The 18,617-nt window shown below is 69.0% G+C and carries 15 protein-coding genes and 2 pseudogenes; 13 read left to right on the forward strand and 4 right to left on the reverse strand.

What is annotated here, in order from left to right; translation table 11 throughout:
- The first annotated feature begins 3 nt into the window (after positions 1-3).
- The 8 genes from AXE84_RS01720 to AXE84_RS01755 all read left to right on the forward strand — a co-directional run bounded on the left by AXE84_RS01720 (position 4) and on the right by AXE84_RS01755 (position 9,750).
- Positions 4-1,050 carry a PepSY-associated TM helix domain-containing protein gene (locus AXE84_RS01720; RefSeq protein WP_060956622.1) on the forward strand — a complete coding sequence of 349 codons (1,047 nt, stop codon included), beginning with the start codon at positions 4-6 and terminating at the stop codon, positions 1,048-1,050.
- Positions 1,051-1,223: 173 nt separating this feature from the next.
- Positions 1,224-3,278: a phosphate acetyltransferase gene (gene pta / locus AXE84_RS01725; protein ID WP_060956623.1), complete on the forward strand. Its 2,055-nt coding sequence runs from the start codon at positions 1,224-1,226 to the stop codon at positions 3,276-3,278.
- Positions 3,279-3,396: 118 nt separating this feature from the next.
- The gene (locus tag AXE84_RS01730) at positions 3,397-4,581 is read left to right on the forward strand and encodes an acetate/propionate family kinase (protein WP_060956624.1); all 1,185 of its coding nucleotides are present in this window, start codon (positions 3,397-3,399) and stop codon (positions 4,579-4,581) included.
- A gap of 250 nt (positions 4,582-4,831) precedes the next feature.
- Positions 4,832-5,908 carry an ABC transporter ATP-binding protein gene (locus AXE84_RS01735; protein WP_236750202.1) on the forward strand — a complete coding sequence of 359 codons (1,077 nt, stop codon included), beginning with the start codon at positions 4,832-4,834 and terminating at the stop codon, positions 5,906-5,908.
- Positions 5,905-6,816: an ABC transporter permease gene (locus tag AXE84_RS01740; protein WP_060956626.1), complete on the forward strand. Its 912-nt coding sequence runs from the start codon at positions 5,905-5,907 to the stop codon at positions 6,814-6,816. The genes AXE84_RS01735 and AXE84_RS01740 overlap by 4 nt, the downstream gene beginning before the upstream one ends.
- Positions 6,813-7,706, forward strand: a complete 894-nt coding sequence (locus AXE84_RS01745; protein ID WP_060956627.1) for an ABC transporter permease — start codon at positions 6,813-6,815, stop codon at positions 7,704-7,706. The genes AXE84_RS01740 and AXE84_RS01745 overlap by 4 nt, the downstream gene beginning before the upstream one ends.
- Entirely contained in the window at positions 7,703-9,028 is a 1,326-nt protein-coding gene (locus AXE84_RS01750; protein ID WP_060956628.1) for a sensor histidine kinase, read from the forward strand. The genes AXE84_RS01745 and AXE84_RS01750 overlap by 4 nt, the downstream gene beginning before the upstream one ends.
- Positions 9,025-9,750, forward strand: coding sequence for a response regulator transcription factor (locus tag AXE84_RS01755; protein WP_185989158.1), 726 nt, complete (start codon positions 9,025-9,027; stop codon positions 9,748-9,750). Before AXE84_RS01750 ends, AXE84_RS01755 begins: the two co-directional genes overlap by 4 nt.
- Positions 9,751-9,767: 17 nt before the next feature.
- Here AXE84_RS01755 and AXE84_RS01760 read toward each other — a convergent pair whose 3' ends face one another.
- Positions 9,768-10,250 carry a GtrA family protein gene (locus tag AXE84_RS01760; RefSeq protein ID WP_060956629.1) on the reverse strand — a complete coding sequence of 161 codons (483 nt, stop codon included), beginning with the start codon at positions 10,248-10,250 and terminating at the stop codon, positions 9,768-9,770.
- Positions 10,251-10,359: 109 nt separating this feature from the next.
- The gene (locus tag AXE84_RS01765) at positions 10,360-10,926 is read right to left on the reverse strand and encodes a ribonuclease H family protein (RefSeq protein ID WP_060958104.1); all 567 of its coding nucleotides are present in this window, start codon (positions 10,924-10,926) and stop codon (positions 10,360-10,362) included.
- Positions 10,927-11,156: 230 nt separating this feature from the next.
- Between AXE84_RS01765 and AXE84_RS01770 the strand changes: the two genes are divergently transcribed.
- The 4 genes and pseudogenes from AXE84_RS01770 (at position 11,157) to AXE84_RS01790 (ending at position 15,931) form a co-directional block, all read left to right on the forward strand.
- Positions 11,157-12,899: a sodium:solute symporter family protein gene (locus AXE84_RS01770; RefSeq protein ID WP_060956630.1), complete on the forward strand. Its 1,743-nt coding sequence runs from the start codon at positions 11,157-11,159 to the stop codon at positions 12,897-12,899.
- A gap of 30 nt (positions 12,900-12,929) precedes the next feature.
- Positions 12,930-13,160, forward strand: a complete 231-nt coding sequence (locus AXE84_RS01775) for a hypothetical protein (protein WP_060956631.1) — start codon at positions 12,930-12,932, stop codon at positions 13,158-13,160.
- A 223-nt stretch (positions 13,161-13,383) separates the two neighbouring features.
- Positions 13,384-14,491 (forward strand): annotated as a pseudogene (locus AXE84_RS12325) (IS1634 family transposase); the annotation flags it as partial.
- 147 nt (positions 14,492-14,638) lie between these two features.
- Positions 14,639-15,931 (forward strand): low temperature requirement protein A, encoded by a 1,293-nt coding sequence (locus tag AXE84_RS01790; protein WP_060956632.1) that lies wholly within the window; start codon positions 14,639-14,641, stop codon positions 15,929-15,931.
- A 148-nt stretch (positions 15,932-16,079) separates the two neighbouring features.
- Here the strand turns inward: AXE84_RS01790 and AXE84_RS01795 are convergent, their stop codons facing one another.
- Positions 16,080-16,358, reverse strand: coding sequence for a hypothetical protein (locus AXE84_RS01795; protein ID WP_236750094.1), 279 nt, complete (start codon positions 16,356-16,358; stop codon positions 16,080-16,082).
- A 185-nt stretch (positions 16,359-16,543) separates the two neighbouring features.
- On the opposite strand from AXE84_RS01795, the pseudogene AXE84_RS13480 reads away from it, so the two are divergent.
- Positions 16,544-17,650, forward strand: a pseudogene (locus AXE84_RS13480) (IS1634 family transposase); the annotation flags it as partial.
- 44 nt (positions 17,651-17,694) lie between these two features.
- Here AXE84_RS13480 and AXE84_RS01810 read toward each other — a convergent pair.
- Positions 17,695-18,588 (reverse strand): GRP family sugar transporter, encoded by an 894-nt coding sequence (locus AXE84_RS01810; protein ID WP_060956633.1) that lies wholly within the window; start codon positions 18,586-18,588, stop codon positions 17,695-17,697.
- Positions 18,589-18,617: the final 29 nt, after the last annotated feature.

Raw genomic sequence — 18,617 nt, forward strand, 5'->3', positions numbered from 1 at the left:
GCCATGGATCCCTCGGTCGCTCCCCTCCCCTCCCCAGCCTCCCGCACCCGCCGGGCGATGGCTCTCGTGCGCCGCTGGCTGTTGGCGGCGGCCAGCCTGGGACTGCTGGTCATCACTCTCAGCGGCACGCTCCTGCCGCACCAGACCGAGATTCTGCGTTCACTGAGCCCAGCCGCCTCCGGCAGCGACGCCGGTCCCGGTCAGGTCTCGTTGCCACAGGCGGTCGAGGTGATCGAGAACGCCCATCCCGACGAGCCGGTCCTGTCGGCAAGGTGGGACACCGACGTCGTCGAGGTGCGGACCGAGCAAGGCACCTACGCGATTGATCCCTCCACCGGGCACGAGATCAGCAGGGCGTCGGCGGCACCGGTCTGGGTCGCCGTCCTGGACAACCTGCACCGCTGCCTGCTGTCCTGTCGGGGGCCCGGCCACGTGCACTGGATGTCCCAGGAGATCCCCCACACCGGCTGGTGGGCCGGCCGGCGGAGCCTGACCGTCGGGGGCCTGGTCGTGGCCACCGCTGGCGTGGTCCTCGTGGTCCTGACCGTCAGCGGGTTGCGCACATGGTGGCCGCTGCAGCGCCATCGACGCACCGCTCTGTCCTCCCACTGGCGCACTCAGCGCCTCTCCCGGGACACCGACCTGCTCAAGGCGGCCGGACTGGTCCTTCTCCCCCTGCTGTTCCTGTGGGGCTACTACGCCAGCGCGTTCAGTATCCGCCCCACCCAACCGGCCTCACCGGTCTCCATGACCGCTCACCAGTCCCCGGCGGAACCGACCAGCGCGGGCCGGGCCCAGGACATCGGGCCGCATCGCGCCGTCGCTGCAGCGCAGGAAGCGGGCGGCGGACAGGCGGTCGCCCTGTTCCTGCCTCAGCCGGGCGACCCGTCGTCGACCTACACGGTCTGGATCTCTCAAGGAGCACGGTTCGCCCCCCGGAAGTCCCCCGACGATGTCGCGGTGAGCATCGCAGTGAATGTCGACCCCGGAACCGGACAGACCACACTCCCCTCCACACCCGGCCACAGGCCGACCACACGGGCGGACTAGCGCCTATGACACCTATGCCGGCCCCTGGCTATGTGCCCGTTCCCACATCACAAGACGGGCGGAGATCGGGCCTTTGGTCGCAGACGACCCGCAGGTAGGGGCACAATCGGACCCGTACGGCACCGGAATGAGCCGGCGCCCCTGACTCCAAGACAACGCGAGAAGGACCTAACGTGGCGCGCAGTATCTACATCGCCTCACCCAACGCCGGAACCGGGAAGTCAACGGTGGCCCTCGGGCTGGTCTCCTGTCTGACCAAGGTGGTCGCCAAGGTCGGCGTCTTCCGCCCCTTCGTGGAGAGCCGTGAGGGCGATGCCTTCCTCAGCCTCCTGCTGAACCGTGCCGGCTCCACCACGCCCCCCGAGCAGTGCGTCGGCGCGACCTGGGACGAGTTCCACGCCGACCCCGAGGAGGCCCTGGCACGCATCGTCGACGCCTACCGGGCCATGGCGCGCGAGCACGATGTCGTCATCATCGACGGCTCGGACTTCACCGACGTCGCCGGCAACCCCGAGCTGGCCCTCAACGCCCGGGTGGCCGCCAACATCGGCGTCCCGGTGCTGCTGGTGGTCTCCGGGCAGAATGACGTGGAGGACGTCGTCGCCTCCGTGGAGGTCTCCATGGCCGAGATCGCCGACAACCACGCCCGCACCGTCGCGGTCGTGGCCAACAAGTGCCTGCCCGAGACCCGCCAGGCCATCGGCGAGGCACTGACCGCCATCGAGGGCATCACCTCCACCACGCTGCCCGAGGTTCCGCTGCTGGCGGCCCCGGTGGTGCGCGAGGTGCTCGACGCCGTCGAGGGCACTCTCATCGCCGGTGACGAGACGCTGCTCGACCGCGAGGCCGAGTCCGTCCTCGTGTGCGCCATGGACGTCTCCCACGTCCTGGAGCGCCTGACCGCCGGCCAGCTCGCCATCGTCCCGGCCGACCGCTCCGCCATGCTCATCTCCCTCATGGCGGCCCAGGCCTCCTCGAGCTTCCCGATCCTGTCGGGTCTCGTCCTCAACGGCGGCTTCGAGGTGGCGCCCCACGCGCTGCGCCTCCTGGAGGGGCTGGACGTCAACATCCCGGTCATCACCTCTCCGCTGGACACCTTCGCCGCCGCCTCCGCGGCCGGCTCCCTGCAGGGTCTGCTCGCCCACGGCTCCGAGCGCAAGATCGACGTCGCCGTGACCACCTTCGAGCAGGAGGCCGACGTCGAGGCCCTCCTGTCGGCCCTGGAGGTCGAGCCCTCCGAAGTCGTCACCCCCATCATGTTCCAGGCCGAGCTGGTGGAGCGCTCGCGCACCAACCGCAAGACCATCGTCCTGCCCGAGCCCGACGACGACCGGGTCCTGCGGGCCGCCGACGCCATCCTGCGCCGCGGCATCGCCGACCTGGTGCTGCTGGGTGACGAGACCACGGTGCGGGCCCGCGCCACCGAGCTGGGCCTGGACATCGCCGCCGCCCGAGTCGTCGCCACCAACGACCCCGAGCTGCTGGAGAAGTACGCCGAGGAGTTCGCTCGCCTGCGCGCCAAGAAGGGTGTCACCCTGGAGCAGGCCCGCGAGAAGGTCCAGGACGTGTCCTACTTCGGCACGATGATGGTCCACATGGGAGACGCCGACGGCATGGTCTCGGGCGCCGCCCACACCACCGCCCACACGATCGTCCCCTCCTTCCAGATCATCAAGACCAAGCCGGGGACCTCCATCGTCTCCTCGGTCTTCCTCATGCTCCTGCAGGACCGGGTGCTCGTCTACGGCGACTGCGCCGTCAACCCCGAGCCCAACGCCGCCGAGCTGGCCGACATCGCCATCTCCTCGGCCGCCACCGCCCGCCAGTTCGGCGTCGAGCCGCGCGTGGCGATGCTGTCCTTCTCCACCGGGACCTCCGGCAAGGGCGCGGACGTGGACAAGGTCCGTGAGGCCACCGAGCTGGTGCGGGCCAAGGAGCCCGACCTCGCCGTCGAGGGCCCCATCCAGTACGACGCCGCCATCGACCCGACCGTGGCTGCCAAGAAGGCCCCGGACTCGCTCGTGGCCGGACGGGCCAACGTCTTCATCTTCCCGGACCTGTCCAGCGGCAACATCGGCTACAAGGCGGTCCAGCGCTCCTCGGGCGCCATCGCCATCGGCCCAGTCCTCCAGGGCCTCAACAAGCCGGTCAACGACCTCTCGCGCGGCGCCCTGGTGGAGGACATCATCAACACCGTCGCCATCACCGCCGTCCAGGCCCAGGGCTGAGCCCTTCAGCGGCGTGGGGCCGGGACCCGGCCCCACGCCGCTGAGGCCAACCCGGGATCCCGCATCAGTCATCCAGTCATCCCCGCGTTCATCCCCGACCGTTCTTGAAAGGCACCCCGTGACTCAGCGCACCGTCCTCGTTATCAACTCCGGCTCCTCCTCCATCAAGTACCAGCTGGTCGACCCCGACTCGGGCGCCTCGCTCGCCTCGGGCCTGGTGGAGCGCATCGGTGAGGAGACCGGCGCCATCACCCACAAGCACGGCGAGGAGCGCACCGAGATCACCGAGCCGGTCCCCGACCACGGCTTCGGCCTGTCCGAGGTGCTGCGCCTGTTCGAGGAGCAGGGCCCCTCGCTGGCCGACGCCCACATCGTGGCCGTGGGCCACCGGGTCGTCCAGGGCGGGCGCTACTTCTCCGGCCCGGCCCTCATCGACGACGACGTCGTGGCCCGGATCGAGCAGCTCGTGCCGCTGGGCCCGCTGCACAACCCCGCCCACCTCAAGGGCATCGAGGTGGGGCGCCGCCTCCTGTCCGACGTGCCGCACGTGGCCGTCTTCGACACCGCCTTCTTCCAGGACCTGCCCGAGGAGGCCGCCCGCTACGCCCTGGACCGCGAGGTCGCCGACACCTACTCCATCCGCCGCTACGGGGCTCACGGCACCAGCCACCAGTTCGTCTCCGGGGCGGTCTCCGAGTTCCTGGGGCGCGACGACCTCAAGCAGGTCGTCCTGCACCTGGGCAACGGGGCCTCGGCCTCGGCGGTCGTGGCCGGGCACGCCGTGGACACCTCCATGGGTCTGACCCCGCTGGAGGGCCTGGTCATGGGCGGGCGCACCGGCGACATCGACCCGGCCGCCGTCTTCCACCTGGCACGCGTGGCCGGCATGTCCATCGACGAGATCGACCACCTGTTCAACCGCGGCTCGGGCATGAAGGGCCTGGCCGGGGACAACGACATGCGCGAGGTGTGGAAGCGCATCGGCGCCGGTGAGCAGGAGGCCCGCGAGGCCATGGACATCTACCTGCACCGGCTCGTGAAGTACGTGGGCGCCTACACCGCCGTCATGGGTGGTCTGGACGCCCTGACCTTCACCGCCGGTATCGGCGAGAACGACGCGAACCTGCGTCGCGAGCTCGGCGAGCGCCTGGGCTTCATGGGCGTGAAGATCAACCAGGGGGTCAACGAGACCCGCTCCGACGAGCCGCGCGTCATCTCCACCCCGGACTCGAAGGTCACCGTGCTCGTGGTGCCCACCAACGAGGAGCTCGCCATCGCCCGCCAGGCGCTCACCCTCATCTGAGCCGCTCCCGGAAGTGCGCACAGGAATCTGACGCCCAGCACTGCCGGGCCCGGACGATCACGCGGTGCCGCAGCCGCCCCTGTTAGGGATGCTGCGGCACCGTCGTCGTCCCCCAGGGGGGACAAACCGGCCGACGGCGGTGCGCGCGCGAGGCCCTGAGGGCTTGCATGGAGTCATGAGCAACGCACCTGTCACCAGCACACCAAGACCCCCCGCCCCTCCAACAACGCCCCTGCACCAGACCGCAGCCATGAACGGGGGCACACCTGTCCCTGCACCGGCTCCGCAACCGGCCGCGCCCTTCGTTCCAGCCCCGACCGCCCCCGGCGCCGTGCCCGTCCCAGCAGCACCCGGCGCCGTGCCCGCCCCGGCCGTCCCCTCTCCCTCCGAGGGACTCGTCGTGGTCACTGAGGGACTGACCCGCACCTATAACGGTGTCAATGCCGTCGACGGCTTGAACCTGTCCGTGCCCGCCGGCGGCATCTACGGCTTCCTGGGCCCCAACGGCGCCGGCAAGTCCACCACGATGAAGCTCCTGCTAGGACTGACCCGCCCGACGTCGGGCAGCATGAGTGTCCTGGGACGCCCGGTCAGCCAGCGCCACCCCCTGCCGCCGGGAACCATCGGCTCCCTCATCGAGGGCCCCTCCTACTACCCGAGCCTGACCGGCAAGGAGAACCTGGCCATGGTGGCCTCCTACCTGGGGCTGGCCTCCAACCGAGTCCAGCACGCCCTGGCCACCGTCAACCTCGTCGGGCAGGAGAACAAGCAGGTCAAGCACTACTCCATGGGCATGAAGCAGCGCCTGGGACTGGCCATGGCGCTGCTGTCGAACCCGGCCCTCATGCTCCTGGACGAGCCGACCAACGGGCTCGACCCCGCCGGGGTGGCCGAGATCCGCCAGCTCATCGTCACCCTGGCCCGCCAGGAGGGCGTGACGATCATCGTCTCCTCCCACATCCTGTCGGAGATCGAGCAGATGGCCGACACCGTCGGCATCATCTGCGCCGGACGGCTGCGCTATCAGGGCACCCTGGCCGGGCTGCGCGACGAGGGGGTCATCGAGCTGCTCGTCTCCTCGCCCACGGCCGTCGCCGCGCTCCTGACCTCCCTCGGGGTGACCCACGAGGTGCGGGACGGCGCCGTGCGCACCCCCATGATGCCCGACGACGACGTCGGCGAGCTCATCACCCGCATCGTCTCCTCCGGGACGACCGTCTACCGGGTCCAGACCGTGCGCAAGACCCTCGAGCAGGCCTTCCTGGAGCTGACCGAGCCGGTCCTGGCCGCCCAGCCTCCCCTCGCCTCTCAGGAGATGAATCGATGAGCACCCCAGTGAGTACAGCGGGCCCGGCAGCCACCATGGCCGCGCAGCCAACACCACCGACACAGCACCTGACACAGCCCCCGACGCGACCGGCGGCGCCGCGCGCACTCCCCCTCTCCCCGCTGAGCCGGGCGTGGACCACCCTGGCCCTCGAGCTGGGCAAGCTGCGCCGCAAGCGCTACTGGCTCATTGCCGCCAGCGCCGACGCCGTGTGCCTGGTATGGAGCGGCATGCTCATCACCCATCGGGCGAGCGGCCCGGTTGGCGCACGCCACGCCACGCTTGCCCTGGACGAGTTCATCCAGATCATCGCCTTCCTCATGCCCCTCATCACCGCGATCCTGGCCTCGCGCATCGTCACCGTGGACACCGAGGAGCGCATGGGCCAGCTGATGACGGCGCTGGGGCAGAGCCCCCTGACCCGCTACCGAGGCAAGCTGGTGGTCGTGATCCTCACGGTCCTGTGCATAGAGATGACCCTCTTCACACTTGTCACCGTGCTGGCCGGCCCGATCGGACTGACCGTCACCGGCTCCTACTGGAGCACACTGCCTCCCGCCCTCGCGGTGGCGGCGTGCTCAACGCTGGCCATCTCCGCGGTCCAGCTGACGCTGTCCACCTGCTTCGACAAGCAGGGCGTCAGCCTGGGTGCGGCGGCCATCGGCGGTCTCATCGCCGAGAGCCTGCCCTACGCCTACCTCGGGAAGTTCTCATGGCTGCTGCCCTGGGGCATCGTTCCCGCAGCCACCCCCATTGACACGGTCGCCTCCCGCACGTCCATGCGGGAAAGCGGCGACATGACGCTCGTGTCCCACCCGTGGACCCTGGCGGCCCTCGCCGCACTGGTCGCGGTCGGGTGGACCGTCGCCGCCCACCTCGTTATCGTCCACCAGGAGAATCACCGATGAGCACCACCGCACCAGTCACACGTTACACGGCAGGCCGGCCCCTCCGACCTGCTCAGCACCCGTCAGCGCTCCCCGGTCCCTCCGGCCCGTCCACGACGCCGCAGCCGACCGGTCTGGGCCGGACTGCCCCGCCCTCTCCCCAGTCCCGCCCGTCAGTACGAGCCGCCTGGTACTGGGAGAACCGCAAGTCCCCCAACCGGTGGTACTGGGTCGCCGTCACCGCCCTGTGCTCCCTGGGCTCCCTGTCCGGCTACATTCAGTACCGCACCTACCGGAGCGAGTTCGAGGCCCAGGGCGTCACCTGGGAGATCACGTGGTCCCAGTCCACGCTCCTGCTCTCAATGGTGTTCCTGCCGCTCGCGCTGGGTGCCTTCGCCGCGCAGATCGCCAGCAGTGAGCACCAGGGAAGGAACTGGCAGCGGATGAGCGCCACCGGCCTGGAGACCACCATGGTCGCGGGCAAGCTGCTGCACGGGCTCCAGGTCGCGGTCCTCACCACCGCGGTCCTGGTCCTGACCACCGCGGTGACGGGACTCGCCTCGGGCTTCAGCCTGGTGGGCCTGGTCGCCTTCCTGCCGCGCTTCGCCGTCGTCGCGTTGGGAATGTGGGTCATCCTCACCTTCGTCACCTGGCTGGGCGCAGTCATGACGTCCTTCGCCACCACGATGTCCACGGTCCTGCTGAGCATCATTGCGGGGCTGGCGATGCTTCTCGTGGCTCGACCGCTGAGCGTCCTCAACCCCGCAGCCTCACTGACCCGAACCACCTCGGCCATGAGCCCGGGCTACGTGACCTCACTGGGCGCCGCGGCATTCGAAGGAGTCATCTGCCTGGTGTGGGTGGTCCTGCTGACCCTGGCTCTGCGCCGAGCAGTCAGGCGCCAGTCATGAGCCACGTTCCCACAGTGCCCGAGGCGGCACACGTCTCACGGGTCCCGCGGACCCTCCTGGACCGGGTGGCTCAGTGGTGGCGCACCAGCACCCTGACCCTGTGGGCGGTGGCCGGAGCCGCGTGCCTCTTCCAGCTGATGGTGCTGAACGTGGCCTCGTACACCTACCCGCACCTGCCCATGCGGGGCTGGGTCATCGTCTCCCTGCTGCTCGCCGGATCGCTGCTGGCCCGACGCTGCTGGCCCCTCGCCGTCGTCACCGCCACGAGCCTGGCCTCGGCCGCCGCCGACCTGTGGGGGCCGCGCGGTGGACTCAACCTGCTGTCCATGCTGGCTCTCTACGCCCTGCTCGTGGCCGCCCCCACCCGTGACCGACTCATCGGCTTCGGCATCTGCGCGCCGTGCACCCTCGTCCCCACGGCTCTGGCCAAGTGGCCGCAGGTGAGCGCGTTGAGCCCTGACTTCATCGCCCTGGTGCTCGTGCTCGCGGTGGCCTCGATCTCCCGCTCCCGCCGGGAGGCCCTGGAGCACGGGGACGCCCAGTTGGCGGCGCAGTCCGCCGAGCAGCGGCTGGTCGCCCAGCGCGACGCCGCCCGCCACCAGGCCCGGGTGGCGGCCGAGCTCCACGACTCCGTGGGCCACGCCCTGACCGCGATCATCGCCCTGTCCGAGGGGATGCAGGGGGCCGGCGGCAGCCCACAGACAGACGAGGCCATTGACATGATGAACGCCCTGGCCCGCGAGGGTCTGGCGGACACCCGGCGCGCCGTCGCCTCGCTCCAGGCAGCACCAGGCCCCTCCCCCGACGACGCCGCTGAGACCACCGATCCCCTCACCGGCCGGGTCTTGGAGGGCCCGCAGTCCCCCTCGGGCGCAGCCGGCTGGGACCGGCTCAACGACCTGCTGACCACAGTGAGGGCCACCGGTATCAGTGCGGCTCTCACCGAGACCGGCAGGCGCCCTCTCGACGCATCTTGCAGTCAGGCCCTCGGGGAGGTCGTCTATGTCGTCATCCGGGAGGCCCTGACCAATGTCATGCGCCACGCAGAGGGCGCCACGCGCGTCGTTGTCTCCCTGGACCATGACCAGGCCTCCACGCGGATCACCGTGTCCGACGACGGTCGCGCCGCGCAGCCAGGCCACGCAGACGGCTTCCCGGGCTCGTCTCAGGCACCGGCAGCGGCCGGCCACGGGCTGGCGAACCTGGCCGCCGCGGTCGGTGAGCACGGCGGCACGCTGTCGGCCGGCCCCACAGCCGATGAGGGCGCATCCGGCTGGGTGCTGCGCGCCCTCGTCCCCTTCCCGGAAGGTGCATCACGGTGAGTCCATCCGCCCCCTCCGGGTCAGGCACCGAGAGCTCGTCGAGCGACCTCAGGCCGATCACGGTGATGATCGTCGATGACCAGCGAGCCACCCGCATGGGCCTGTCCCTCATCATCAACCGGGCCGACGACCTGCAGGTCACGGCCGAGGCCGTCCACGGCCAGGACGCCCTCGACCAGCTCGCCGCCCTGCTTGAGGAGCGCCGGCCGCTTCCCGACGTCGTCCTCATGGACGTGCGCATGCCGGTACTCAACGGGATCGATGCCACGGCCCGCATCTCCCAGCTCTACCCCTCAATCCGGGTCCTGGTGCTGACCACCTACGACCAGGACGAGTTCGCCTTCGGGGCGCTGTCGGCCGGCGCCTCAGGGTTCCTGCTCAAAGACACCCGCACAGCCGACCTCCACCAGGCGCTGCGGGCGGTCAGCTCCGGGGACGCGATCCTCACTCCGCGCATCACCCGCGAGCTGCTCAACCGGCACATGCTCAGCCCCGTGGCCTCACCCCGTCAGCGCGCGGCACGCCAGCGCCTCGACAATCTCAGCCCCCGCGAGCGCGAGGTGGCCGACCTGGTAGCCCAGGGGCTGACGAACGCGGAGATCGCTCAGCGCCTCGTCCTGGCCCCGGACTCGGTCAAGAAGAACGTCACCCGGATCCTGACCAAGCTGGACCTGCGCGACCGGGTCCAGCTCGTCATCCTCATGCGCGACGCCCAGTCCTGAGCCTCCGCCCCGTCCCCTCAGGCCGCGGTGGCCAGGGCCGGGGCCGGGACCGGCTGCTGCGCCGGGACGCGATAGACGAGGCGGGACTGGGCCAGGTAATTGACGATGAAGAGCGTGGAGTCCACCAGCACCTTGGCCAGCCACAGGGGCGCGCCGGCGCCGGTGAGGACCGCGATGCCGGTGTAGGACGTCACCGTGACCCCGCCCTGGACCGCCGTGTAGCCGCCGGCCGAGCGCCAGAAGGTCTCCGGGCCCGCCCCGAACAGGCGCCGGTTGAGCAGGAAGCCCAGGGTGCAGGAGACGATCCGCGCTCCGACGACGGCGTAGAGGACCGAGTCGGTCAGCGAGTTGAGGATGAGGACCAGCGCGTAGTCGACGCTCCAGCCGGTGAAGGACACGGCAGCGAAGAGAACGACCGTGGGGATGCGGCGGCGCAGCCCGGCCATGCGGTTCAGGATCGTCGGGCGGGAAGCGGGGAGGGCGGGGCTCGTCGTCGTCATGGCAGTAAGCCTCGCGGGAGGCCTTATGCCACGTGTTTGACGGACCTGTGCCGTTTCTGTGAGAGGCGGTCACCAGGCCCTGCAGGCTATGGGCCCCGTTCCTCCGCCCTCAGAACAGGGCGTCGGCCTGCGGCGCGGCGGGGGCGCTCGACGACGTCGCACCAGGCGCCGGCTGCGCCTCCCGATTCCCCGGTGCCCGACCGCCCCGGGTCCAGCCCGGCCCCGCGGGCACCGGGCGGCCCTGCTGGAAGGCGGTGGCAGCGCCGCGGGCCCGGGAGTCGGCGGCCTCGTTCATGGGGTGGCCGACGTGCCCGCGCACCCACTCGAAGCGCACGGTGCGGCCCGCGAGCGCGGCGTCGAGGTCCTTGACGAGGTCGGCGTTGAGGACGGGCTTGCCGTCGGCCTTGCGCCAGCCGCGCTTCTTCCAGCCGTGGCGCCACTTGGTCAGGGAGTTGATGACGTACTGGGAGTCGCACTGGATGAGGAGCTCCTCGCCGGCGAGCCCGGCGGCCTCGGTGGCCCGCAGGAGCTCCAGGACGGCGGTGAGCTCGCCGCGGTTGTTGGTCGAGCTCTCCCAGCCTCCAGCGGCCCAGCAGTCATCGTCCACGTACCAGGCCCAGCCGGCCGGTCCCGGGTTGCCCAGGGAGGAGCCGTCGGCAGCAGCAGTCAGCGTCATGGAGGGCACTCTACCCACCGCGGGCCCACCAGCCGGTCACCCGTCCTCGTCCGCCGTGCTCACGTCCCGGTGCGCCTGGCTGGACACACACCCCACTCAGCGAACTCGCACGATCTTCCCTGGCGTGCAGCCAGCCGCAAAAGCCCTGCTCAGGACGGACTGTGTTAGCCTGCCGGGCGGGCATGAACGACCCTGCCCATGTGAACACTTATCCCTTGAGAGGTACACCGATGTCCTCCACGCTGAACGCTTTATCAACCTCGTCAGCGGCATCCAGCACGCTCATCGCCGCACGCTGGTACGACTACATCCCCATCGCGATCTACTTCGCCTTCGTCATCGGTGTCGGACTCATCGCCCGCGCTAAGGCGGCCACAGCCGATGGCTTCCTCACCTCGGGCCGCTCCCTGCCGGCCTGGGTGACGGGTATCGCCTTCGTCTCGGCAAACCTCGGCGCCGTCGAGATCATGGGAATGTCGGCCAACGGCGCCGAGTACGGCATGCCGACCTTCCACTACTTCTGGATCGGCGCGGTCCCGGCCATGATCTTCCTGGGTCTGGTCATGATGCCCTTCTACTACGGCTCCAAGGTGCGCTCGGTGCCCGAGTTCATGCTCAAGCGCTACGGCACCGCCGCGCACCTGGTCAACGCGCTCAGCTTCGCCCTGGCCCAGCTGCTCATCGCCGGCATCAACCTGTACCTGCTGGGCAAGATCATGAACTGGCTGCTGGGCTGGCCCCTGTGGGTGGGGCTCATCGTGGCAGCCGTCATCGTCTTCTCCTACATCACCATGGGTGGGCTCTCCGCGGCGATCTACAACGAGGTCCTCCAGTTCTTCGTCATCGTGGCGGCCCTGCTGCCCCTGACCCTCATCGGCCTGCACCGTGTGGGCGGCTGGCACGGCCTGACCAGCAAGATCACTGCCGCTGCCACGGCCGCCCACCCCGACGACGCCGGCGAGGCAGCCAAGGTCGCGGCTCAGCAGCTGCACTCCTGGCCCGGCAACTCGATCTCCGGCTTCGACTCCAACCTGCTGTCCGTCGTCGGCCTGGTCTTCGGCCTGGGCTTCGTGCTGTCCTTCGGATACTGGACGACGAACTTCGTCGAGGTGCAGCGGGCCATGGCCTCGGACTCGATCTCCTCGGCCCAGTCGACCCCGATCATCGGCACCTTCGTCAAGATGTTCGTGCCCTTCCTCGTCATCGTCCCGGGCATGGTCGCCGGCGTCATGGTCTCGGAGATCCAACAGCTCAAGGCAGATTCCGGGGCTGGATACCAGTTCAACGACGCGGTCCTCTACCTCATGCGCGACCTGCTGCCCAACGGTCTGCTGGGTCTGGCGATCACGGGTCTACTGGCCTCCTTCATGGCGGGCATGGCGGCGAACATCTCCGCCTTCAACACCGTGTGGGGCGTGGACATCTACCAGCACTACATCAAGAAGAACGCCGACGACGCCCACTACCTCATGGTCGGCAAGCTCTCGACCCTGACGGCCTCCGTGGTCGCGATCCTCACCGCGATCATCGCGTCGAGCTACTCCAACCTCATGGACTACCTCCAGACGCTGTTCTCGATGTTCAACGCGCCGCTGTTCGCGACCTTCATCATCGGGATGTTCTGGAAGCGGGCCACCCCGCACGCCGGTTGGATCGGCCTCATCAGCGGAACCCTGGGCGCCCTGGGGGTCAACATCCTCATCTGGACCAAGCACCTGGTCATGCCGGGACAGGGCGGCGCCTTCCTGGCGGCGGGAGTGGCCTTCACGGTCGACGTCGTCATCACGGTGCTGGTCTCCATGGCCACGAAGCCGAAGCCCGACTCCGAGCTCAAGGGCTTCGTCTACGCCCTGACCCCCAAGAGCGAGCGCACCGACCCGCACCTGCACGAGCTGCCCTGGTACCGCCGTCCGATCCCGCTGGGGATCATCGCCGGGGTCCTGGTCATCGCCCTCAACAGCATCTTCCACTAGTCCGGCCCGGACACACGAAGGAGAACACTCATGAGCAATCGTTCACTCACGGACATCCGGGCGGTCATCACCGGGGCTCTGGGGCTCATCGGCCTCTACCTGGTGGTGTGCTCGGTCCTGTTCAACAGCGCCGAGGAGATGAGCAAGACCGGCGGCATCAACGCCAACCTGTGGTCGGGCCTGGGCCTGCTGGCCATCGCCGCGGGCATGGGCCTGTGGTGGTGGATCAAGCCGAATCCCTCCGGGGGCGAGCAGGGCTGAGACTGATCGGGCCTTGCTGAGCCCGTACCAGTGAGGGCCGTTCGCCCATCACCTACCCTCCGATCGACGGTGCCGCCGCAGCCTTGCGCTGCGGCGGCACCGTCGGCGTGGCCGCGCACGGGCTTCAGACCTGAGTTGCACAGGTTGGGGTGGTTTGTGTTTCAGAGTGGGGTTTTTCGTTGGGATTGTGGGGGTGGGGTGGTCGTTCCCGGCTCACCGCAACACCTTGTACGCGTCCCTGGGCCGCTGCGTCGAGCGGGGCTACCGCCAGGCGATCTCTCAGGCCCTGTTCGAGCACGTCACCAACACCTCCGGTCTGGCCCTGTGCCTGTACGACGTCACCACCCTCTATTTCGAGGCCGAGCGTGAGGACGACCTGCGGCGGGTCGGCTACTCCAAAGAGCGTAGGGTCGACCCCCAGATCATCGTCGGCCTGCTGGTCGACCGTCATGGTTTTCCTCTCCAGGTCGGCTACTGGGAGGGAAACAAGGCCGAGACCACCACGATCATCCCGGTGGTGGAGGCCTTCCAGGCCGCCCACGGCATCGAGGACCTCATCATCGTCGCCGACGCCGGCATGCTGTCAGCATCGAACCTGAGTGCGTTGGATGAGGCGAGGCTGCGGTTCATTGTCGGGGCCCGCACCACCCGGGCCCCAGGCGACCTGGAGGCCCACTTCCACTGGGAAGGTGACGCCTTCACCGACGGCCAGGTCATCGACACCATCACCCCCAAGCGGGGCTCAAAGAGCGAGCGGGACAAGAGCCGCAAGGCCGAGCCGGTGTGGGACCCGCACACCCACCCGGGCTCATGGCGGGCCATCTGGGCCTACTCCAAGAAGCGCGCCGCCAGGGACAACCAGACCCTGACCGCCCAGGCCAACCGCGCCCGGGCCATCCGTCGCCGGCGAGAAGCGCCCCAAGGGCACGCGTTTTGTCACCGTCCATCAAGGCGATCAGGTCCTCGATGAGGCATCCATCACCAGGGCCCGTTCCCTGGTGGGACTCAAGGGCTACGCCACCTTTCGTTCCGTCCCGCCTGATGGGCGCCGGTGAGGTGGTCTCCTCGTATCACGAGCTGTGGCACGCCCGGGCAGTCCTTCGCCGATGAGCAAGCACGACCTGAGAGCCCGCCCCGTGTTCCACCACACCCGCGATGCCATCGAGGCTCACCTGACCGTGGTCATGGCCTCCCTGGCCATCGCCCGACACCTCCAGGACACCACCGGGATCAGCATCAACCTCAACGGCCACCACCTCACCGCCGCCGACCCCCTGACCCCCGAAGCCGAAGAAATCCTCACCGCCCTGAGCATCCCAACAGGGCACTAAAAACTGTGCAACTCAGGTTCGACTTCCCTGGGACGCACTTTATGCTGTTCACCATAACCTTGCTGACGCCCAGTAGTCGAACAGCGGATATCATCAACACCGCCCGAGAACCGCCCGCCCACGTGTCTGCCGACAGGAACACTCCTCATGACCGATACCAGCGCAACCGACGCACCCCGTTCAGCTACTGCAGTACCCCCTTCTGCGACCGCGGGCCGCTTCCTGCACTCCCTGACGCCCATGCGCTCACGCGACCCGCACGAGGAGCACCGGGTGGCCACCACCCTGGAGCTCCTCTACGACCTGACCCTGGTGATCGCCTTCGGCGTCAACGGCGTCCAGATGGCGCATGCCCTGGCCTCCGGGCATGTGGCGGCGGGGCTGGCTGCCTTCGGCTTCGTCCAGTTCTGCACGATCTGGGCCTGGATGAGCTACTCCAGCTTCGCCTCCTCCTACGACACCGACGACTGGGGCGTGCGGTCGGGAGTCGCGGTCCAGATGGTGGGCATCATCATGATGACCACGGGCATCCCCGCGCTCTACGAGGGCTTCGAGCACGGATGGCAGCTGCACTCCGGCAACATAGTGGCCGGGTACGTGGTCATGAGGGTCTCACTGGTCGCGCTGTGGCTGCGGGCCGCGCGGGCCAACCCGGACCAGGCCCGCGCCTGCCGGATCCACGCCCTGTGGATCGCACTGGCCCAGGTGCTGTGGGTCGGCACGCTCTTCGTCCACCTCAACGCCCTGTCGCTCTTCATCGTCTCGGTCCTGCTGTTCACCATGGAGTTGGCGGTGCCGATGCACCTCGTGCGCCGCTACGACCACATGGGCTGGCACCCTCATCACCTGGCCGAGCGCTTCGGCCTGTTGACGATCATCACCCTGGGCGAGGTGCTGGTGGGAACCGCGCAGTCCGTAACCGCTCTGTACACCGAGCACGGCTGGTCTGCCTCCACGGTCGTGGTCCTAGCCTCAGGAGTCTCGATCGCGCTAGGACTGTGGTGGGTCTACTTCGAGGTGCCCTTCGGCCAGATCCTCCATGAGCACCCGGCCAGGACCGTGACTGTGGCCTACGTCCACTTCATCCTCTTCGCCTCCCTGGCAGCGATCGGGACGGGCCTGCACGTCGCCGCCCTGCGCGAGGAAGGACACGCAGTGATCTCGTCCACCGGCGCCGTCCTGAGCGTCGCAGTACCCATGGCCGTGTTCGTCATCATCCTGTACGCACTCGTGGTCGCGGTGAACCTGCGCGCCCTGGGGCGCATCTACCAACTCATGCTGGGCCTGACCATCGCGGCCCTGGCCGGGTCGGTGCTCCTGTCCCTGGCCGGCGTCCCCTTCGCAGCCTGCCTGGCAGTCATCGTCCTGGCCCCGTGGATCAATGTGGCGGGCGTGGAGACCGTGGGGCATCACGACATGAAGGAGCGCCTGTCGGCATGAGCAGGTTAAGCACAGCGAGCATGCTAAGCCCGGCGAGCACGGCACGAGCACAGACGGCCCCGGCGTCCTGAGCGGCAGGCCCGCCGCCGACCGCTGCCCACCACAGTCGACCACCGCCGCCCCGGAGGACCCGCAGCACTCCGCCCGATCAGCGCTGCCGCCCGTCCGCACCGCCATCCGGTGGAGCATCCTCCTCGGGAGCATTGGCGGGAGGGATGAGCCCGGCTCTTCTGGATTGCTCGAGGTATTTCCGATACAGGCAGTCCAACGCCTCGGCCATATCGACCCGGTTATCCACTTCCAGCACGGTGAGCTGCTCATTGGAAGACGGGTCGGGCACCGGCCCCACAGCGGGCGGCAGGTCAGGACGGCGCAGCCGCCTCTGCTCCGCCAGAAGGTAGGCGCACTCGACGGATGACAACGGCATGGTGTCCATGGTCAGCGGCGTCGGCGGGAAGCCCTCTATCTTCGAGATGAGCCAGCAGTAATAGCGGCGAATGGGCCGTAGATGCTTCCATCCTGAGTTGCACGGGTTGGGGTGGTTTGTGTTTCAGGGTGGGGTTTTTCGTTGGGATTGTGGGGGTGGGGTGGTCGTTCCCGGCTCACCGCAACACCTTGTACGCGTCCCTGGGCCGCTGCGTCGAGCGGGGCTACCGCCAGGCGATCTCTCAGGCCCTGTTCGAGCACGTCACCAACACCTCCGGTCTGGCCCTGTGCCTGCAGGCGTGACCACGCTCTATTTCGAGGCCGAGCGTGAGGACGACCTGCGGCGGGTCGGCTACTCCAAAGAGCGTAGGGTCGACCCCCAGATCATCGTCGGCCTGCTGGTCGACCGCCGTGGTTTCCCCCTCCAGGTCGGCTACTGGGAGGGAAACAAGGCCGAGACCACCACGATCATCCCGGTGGTGGAGGCCTTCCAGGCCGCCCACGGCATCGAGGACCTCATCATCGTCGCCGACGCCGGCATGCTGTCAGCATCGAACCTGAGTGCGTTGGATGAGGCGAGGCTGCGGTTCATTGTCGGGGCCCGCACCACCCGGGCCCCAGGCGACCTGGAGGCCCACTTCCACTGGGAAGGTGACGCCTTCACCGACGGCCAGGTCATCGACACCATCACCCCCAAGCGGGGCTCAAAGAGCGAGCGGGACAAGAGCCGCAAGGCCGAGCCGGTGTGGGACCCGCACACCCACCCGGGCTCATGGCGGGCCATCTGGGCCTACTCCAAGAAGCGCGCCGCCAGGGACAACCAGACCCTGACCGCCCAGGCCAACCGCGCCCGGGCCATCCGTCGCCGGCGAGAAGCGCCCCAAGGGCACGCGTTTTGTCACCGTCCATCAAGGCGATCAGGTCCTCGATGAGGCATCCATCACCAGGGCCCGTTCCCTGGTGGGACTCAAGGGCTACGCCACCTTTCGTTCCGTCCCGCCTGATGGGCGCCGGTGAGGTGGTCTCCTCGTATCACGAGCTGTGGCACGCCCGGGCAGTCCTTCGCCGATGAGCAAGCACGACCTGAGAGCCCGCCCCGTGTTCCACCACACCCGCGATGCCATCGAGGCTCACCTGACCGTGGTCATGGCCTCCCTGGCCATCGCCCGACACCTCCAGGACACCACCGGGATCAGCATCAACCTCAACGGCCACCACCTCACCGCCGCCGACCCCCTGACCCCCGAAGCCGAAGAAATCCTCACCGCCCTGAGCATCCCAACAGGGCACTAAAAACTGTGCAACTCAGGTCAGAAGATCCGCCTCCAGAGCACCGGCTACTGTGAGGGGGACGCGCCGGTGTCCATGCTGGTCGCCAGGCCCATGAGGACCAGACCGACGACGGCTGCCGCGACGCCGGCGGCCACCGCCGTGCGTTCCCGCCCGGTGCGCTCCTCCCCCAGGATGGTCAGTCCACCGAGGGTGGCCAGGACGAAGCCGAGCTGGGAGAGGGTGAAGCCGGAGGCGACACCCACGGCCGCCGTCGAGCGCAGCATGAGGGCGTTACCAACCGCCCACAGGCCCCCGGCGAGCGCGGCCGGAACGATCCTCGGGCCTCGTAGGGGCGCGCGCCGCGGCTGGATAAGGGCGCACAGTCCGGCACCGGCCAGCAGTCCCAGCCCCATGGGTCCGACGGCGTGGGCCGGGGGCACCTCGACGGCGCGCAGCAGCGAGGGGTAGGAGCCGTAGAGGACGGCTGAGGCGGCGGTGGCCAGCAGACCGTCACGTCGCTGTGCAGCCGTGGGACCGGGGCCGGTGCGCTCCTGCCAGGAGCAAGCGGCGGCGCCGAGCATGATGAGCGCGAGCGCCACCACCCCCAGGATCAGGGCCCCGGGAGCGCGCCACTCACCGAAGAGGCTCACGCCCAGGGTGGCGTTGAGCAGGAGCTGGAGGGCGGTGGTCAGAGGCATGGTGCGACTGACGCCCCAGGCGCGGAAGGCCCACAGGACGAAGACCTGCCCACCGGTCCACATGAGTCCGCAGGCCACGCCCCACACGGTGGCGCTCAGGGACCAGGGCGAGCCGAGCATGGCGGCGCATCCGAGCGAGACGGCTCCCGCTCCCACCATGACCGCGGTGTTCTGGCGGCGGATGTCGGTGGGGAAGGCTCCGAGAAGAAGGGACAGTGCCCCGAACAGCAGGGAGGGCATGAGGGCGATGGCAATGCTCATGGCGGGTCCGCAACGCTCTTCGACACGGG

It is taken from the genome of Actinomyces oris (genome assembly GCF_001553935.1).
Lineage (GTDB): Bacteria > Actinomycetota > Actinomycetes > Actinomycetales > Actinomycetaceae > Actinomyces > Actinomyces oris_A.

What these genes read in the sequence shown, in the direction of transcription:
- AXE84_RS01720 (WP_060956622.1), top strand. Translation starts at nt 4, where the DNA reads ATGGATCCCTCGGTCGCTCCCCTCCCCTCCCCAGCCTCCCGCACCCGC.
- AXE84_RS01735 (WP_236750202.1), top strand. Translation starts at nt 4,832, where the DNA reads ATGAACGGGGGCACACCTGTCCCTGCACCGGCTCCGCAACCGGCCGCG.
- AXE84_RS01740 (WP_060956626.1), top strand. Translation starts at nt 5,905, where the DNA reads ATGAGCACCCCAGTGAGTACAGCGGGCCCGGCAGCCACCATGGCCGCG.
- AXE84_RS01745 (WP_060956627.1), top strand. Translation starts at nt 6,813, where the DNA reads ATGAGCACCACCGCACCAGTCACACGTTACACGGCAGGCCGGCCCCTC.
- AXE84_RS01750 (WP_060956628.1), top strand. Translation starts at nt 7,703, where the DNA reads ATGAGCCACGTTCCCACAGTGCCCGAGGCGGCACACGTCTCACGGGTC.
- AXE84_RS01760 (WP_060956629.1), bottom strand. Translation starts at nt 10,250, where the DNA reads ATGACGACGACGAGCCCCGCCCTCCCCGCTTCCCGCCCGACGATCCTG.
- AXE84_RS01765 (WP_060958104.1), bottom strand. Translation starts at nt 10,926, where the DNA reads ATGACGCTGACTGCTGCTGCCGACGGCTCCTCCCTGGGCAACCCGGGA.
- AXE84_RS01770 (WP_060956630.1), top strand. Translation starts at nt 11,157, where the DNA reads ATGTCCTCCACGCTGAACGCTTTATCAACCTCGTCAGCGGCATCCAGC.
- AXE84_RS01775 (WP_060956631.1), top strand. Translation starts at nt 12,930, where the DNA reads ATGAGCAATCGTTCACTCACGGACATCCGGGCGGTCATCACCGGGGCT.
- AXE84_RS01790 (WP_060956632.1), top strand. Translation starts at nt 14,639, where the DNA reads ATGACCGATACCAGCGCAACCGACGCACCCCGTTCAGCTACTGCAGTA.
- AXE84_RS01795 (WP_236750094.1), bottom strand. Translation starts at nt 16,358, where the DNA reads ATGCCGTTGTCATCCGTCGAGTGCGCCTACCTTCTGGCGGAGCAGAGG.
- AXE84_RS01810 (WP_060956633.1), bottom strand. Translation starts at nt 18,588, where the DNA reads ATGAGCATTGCCATCGCCCTCATGCCCTCCCTGCTGTTCGGGGCACTG.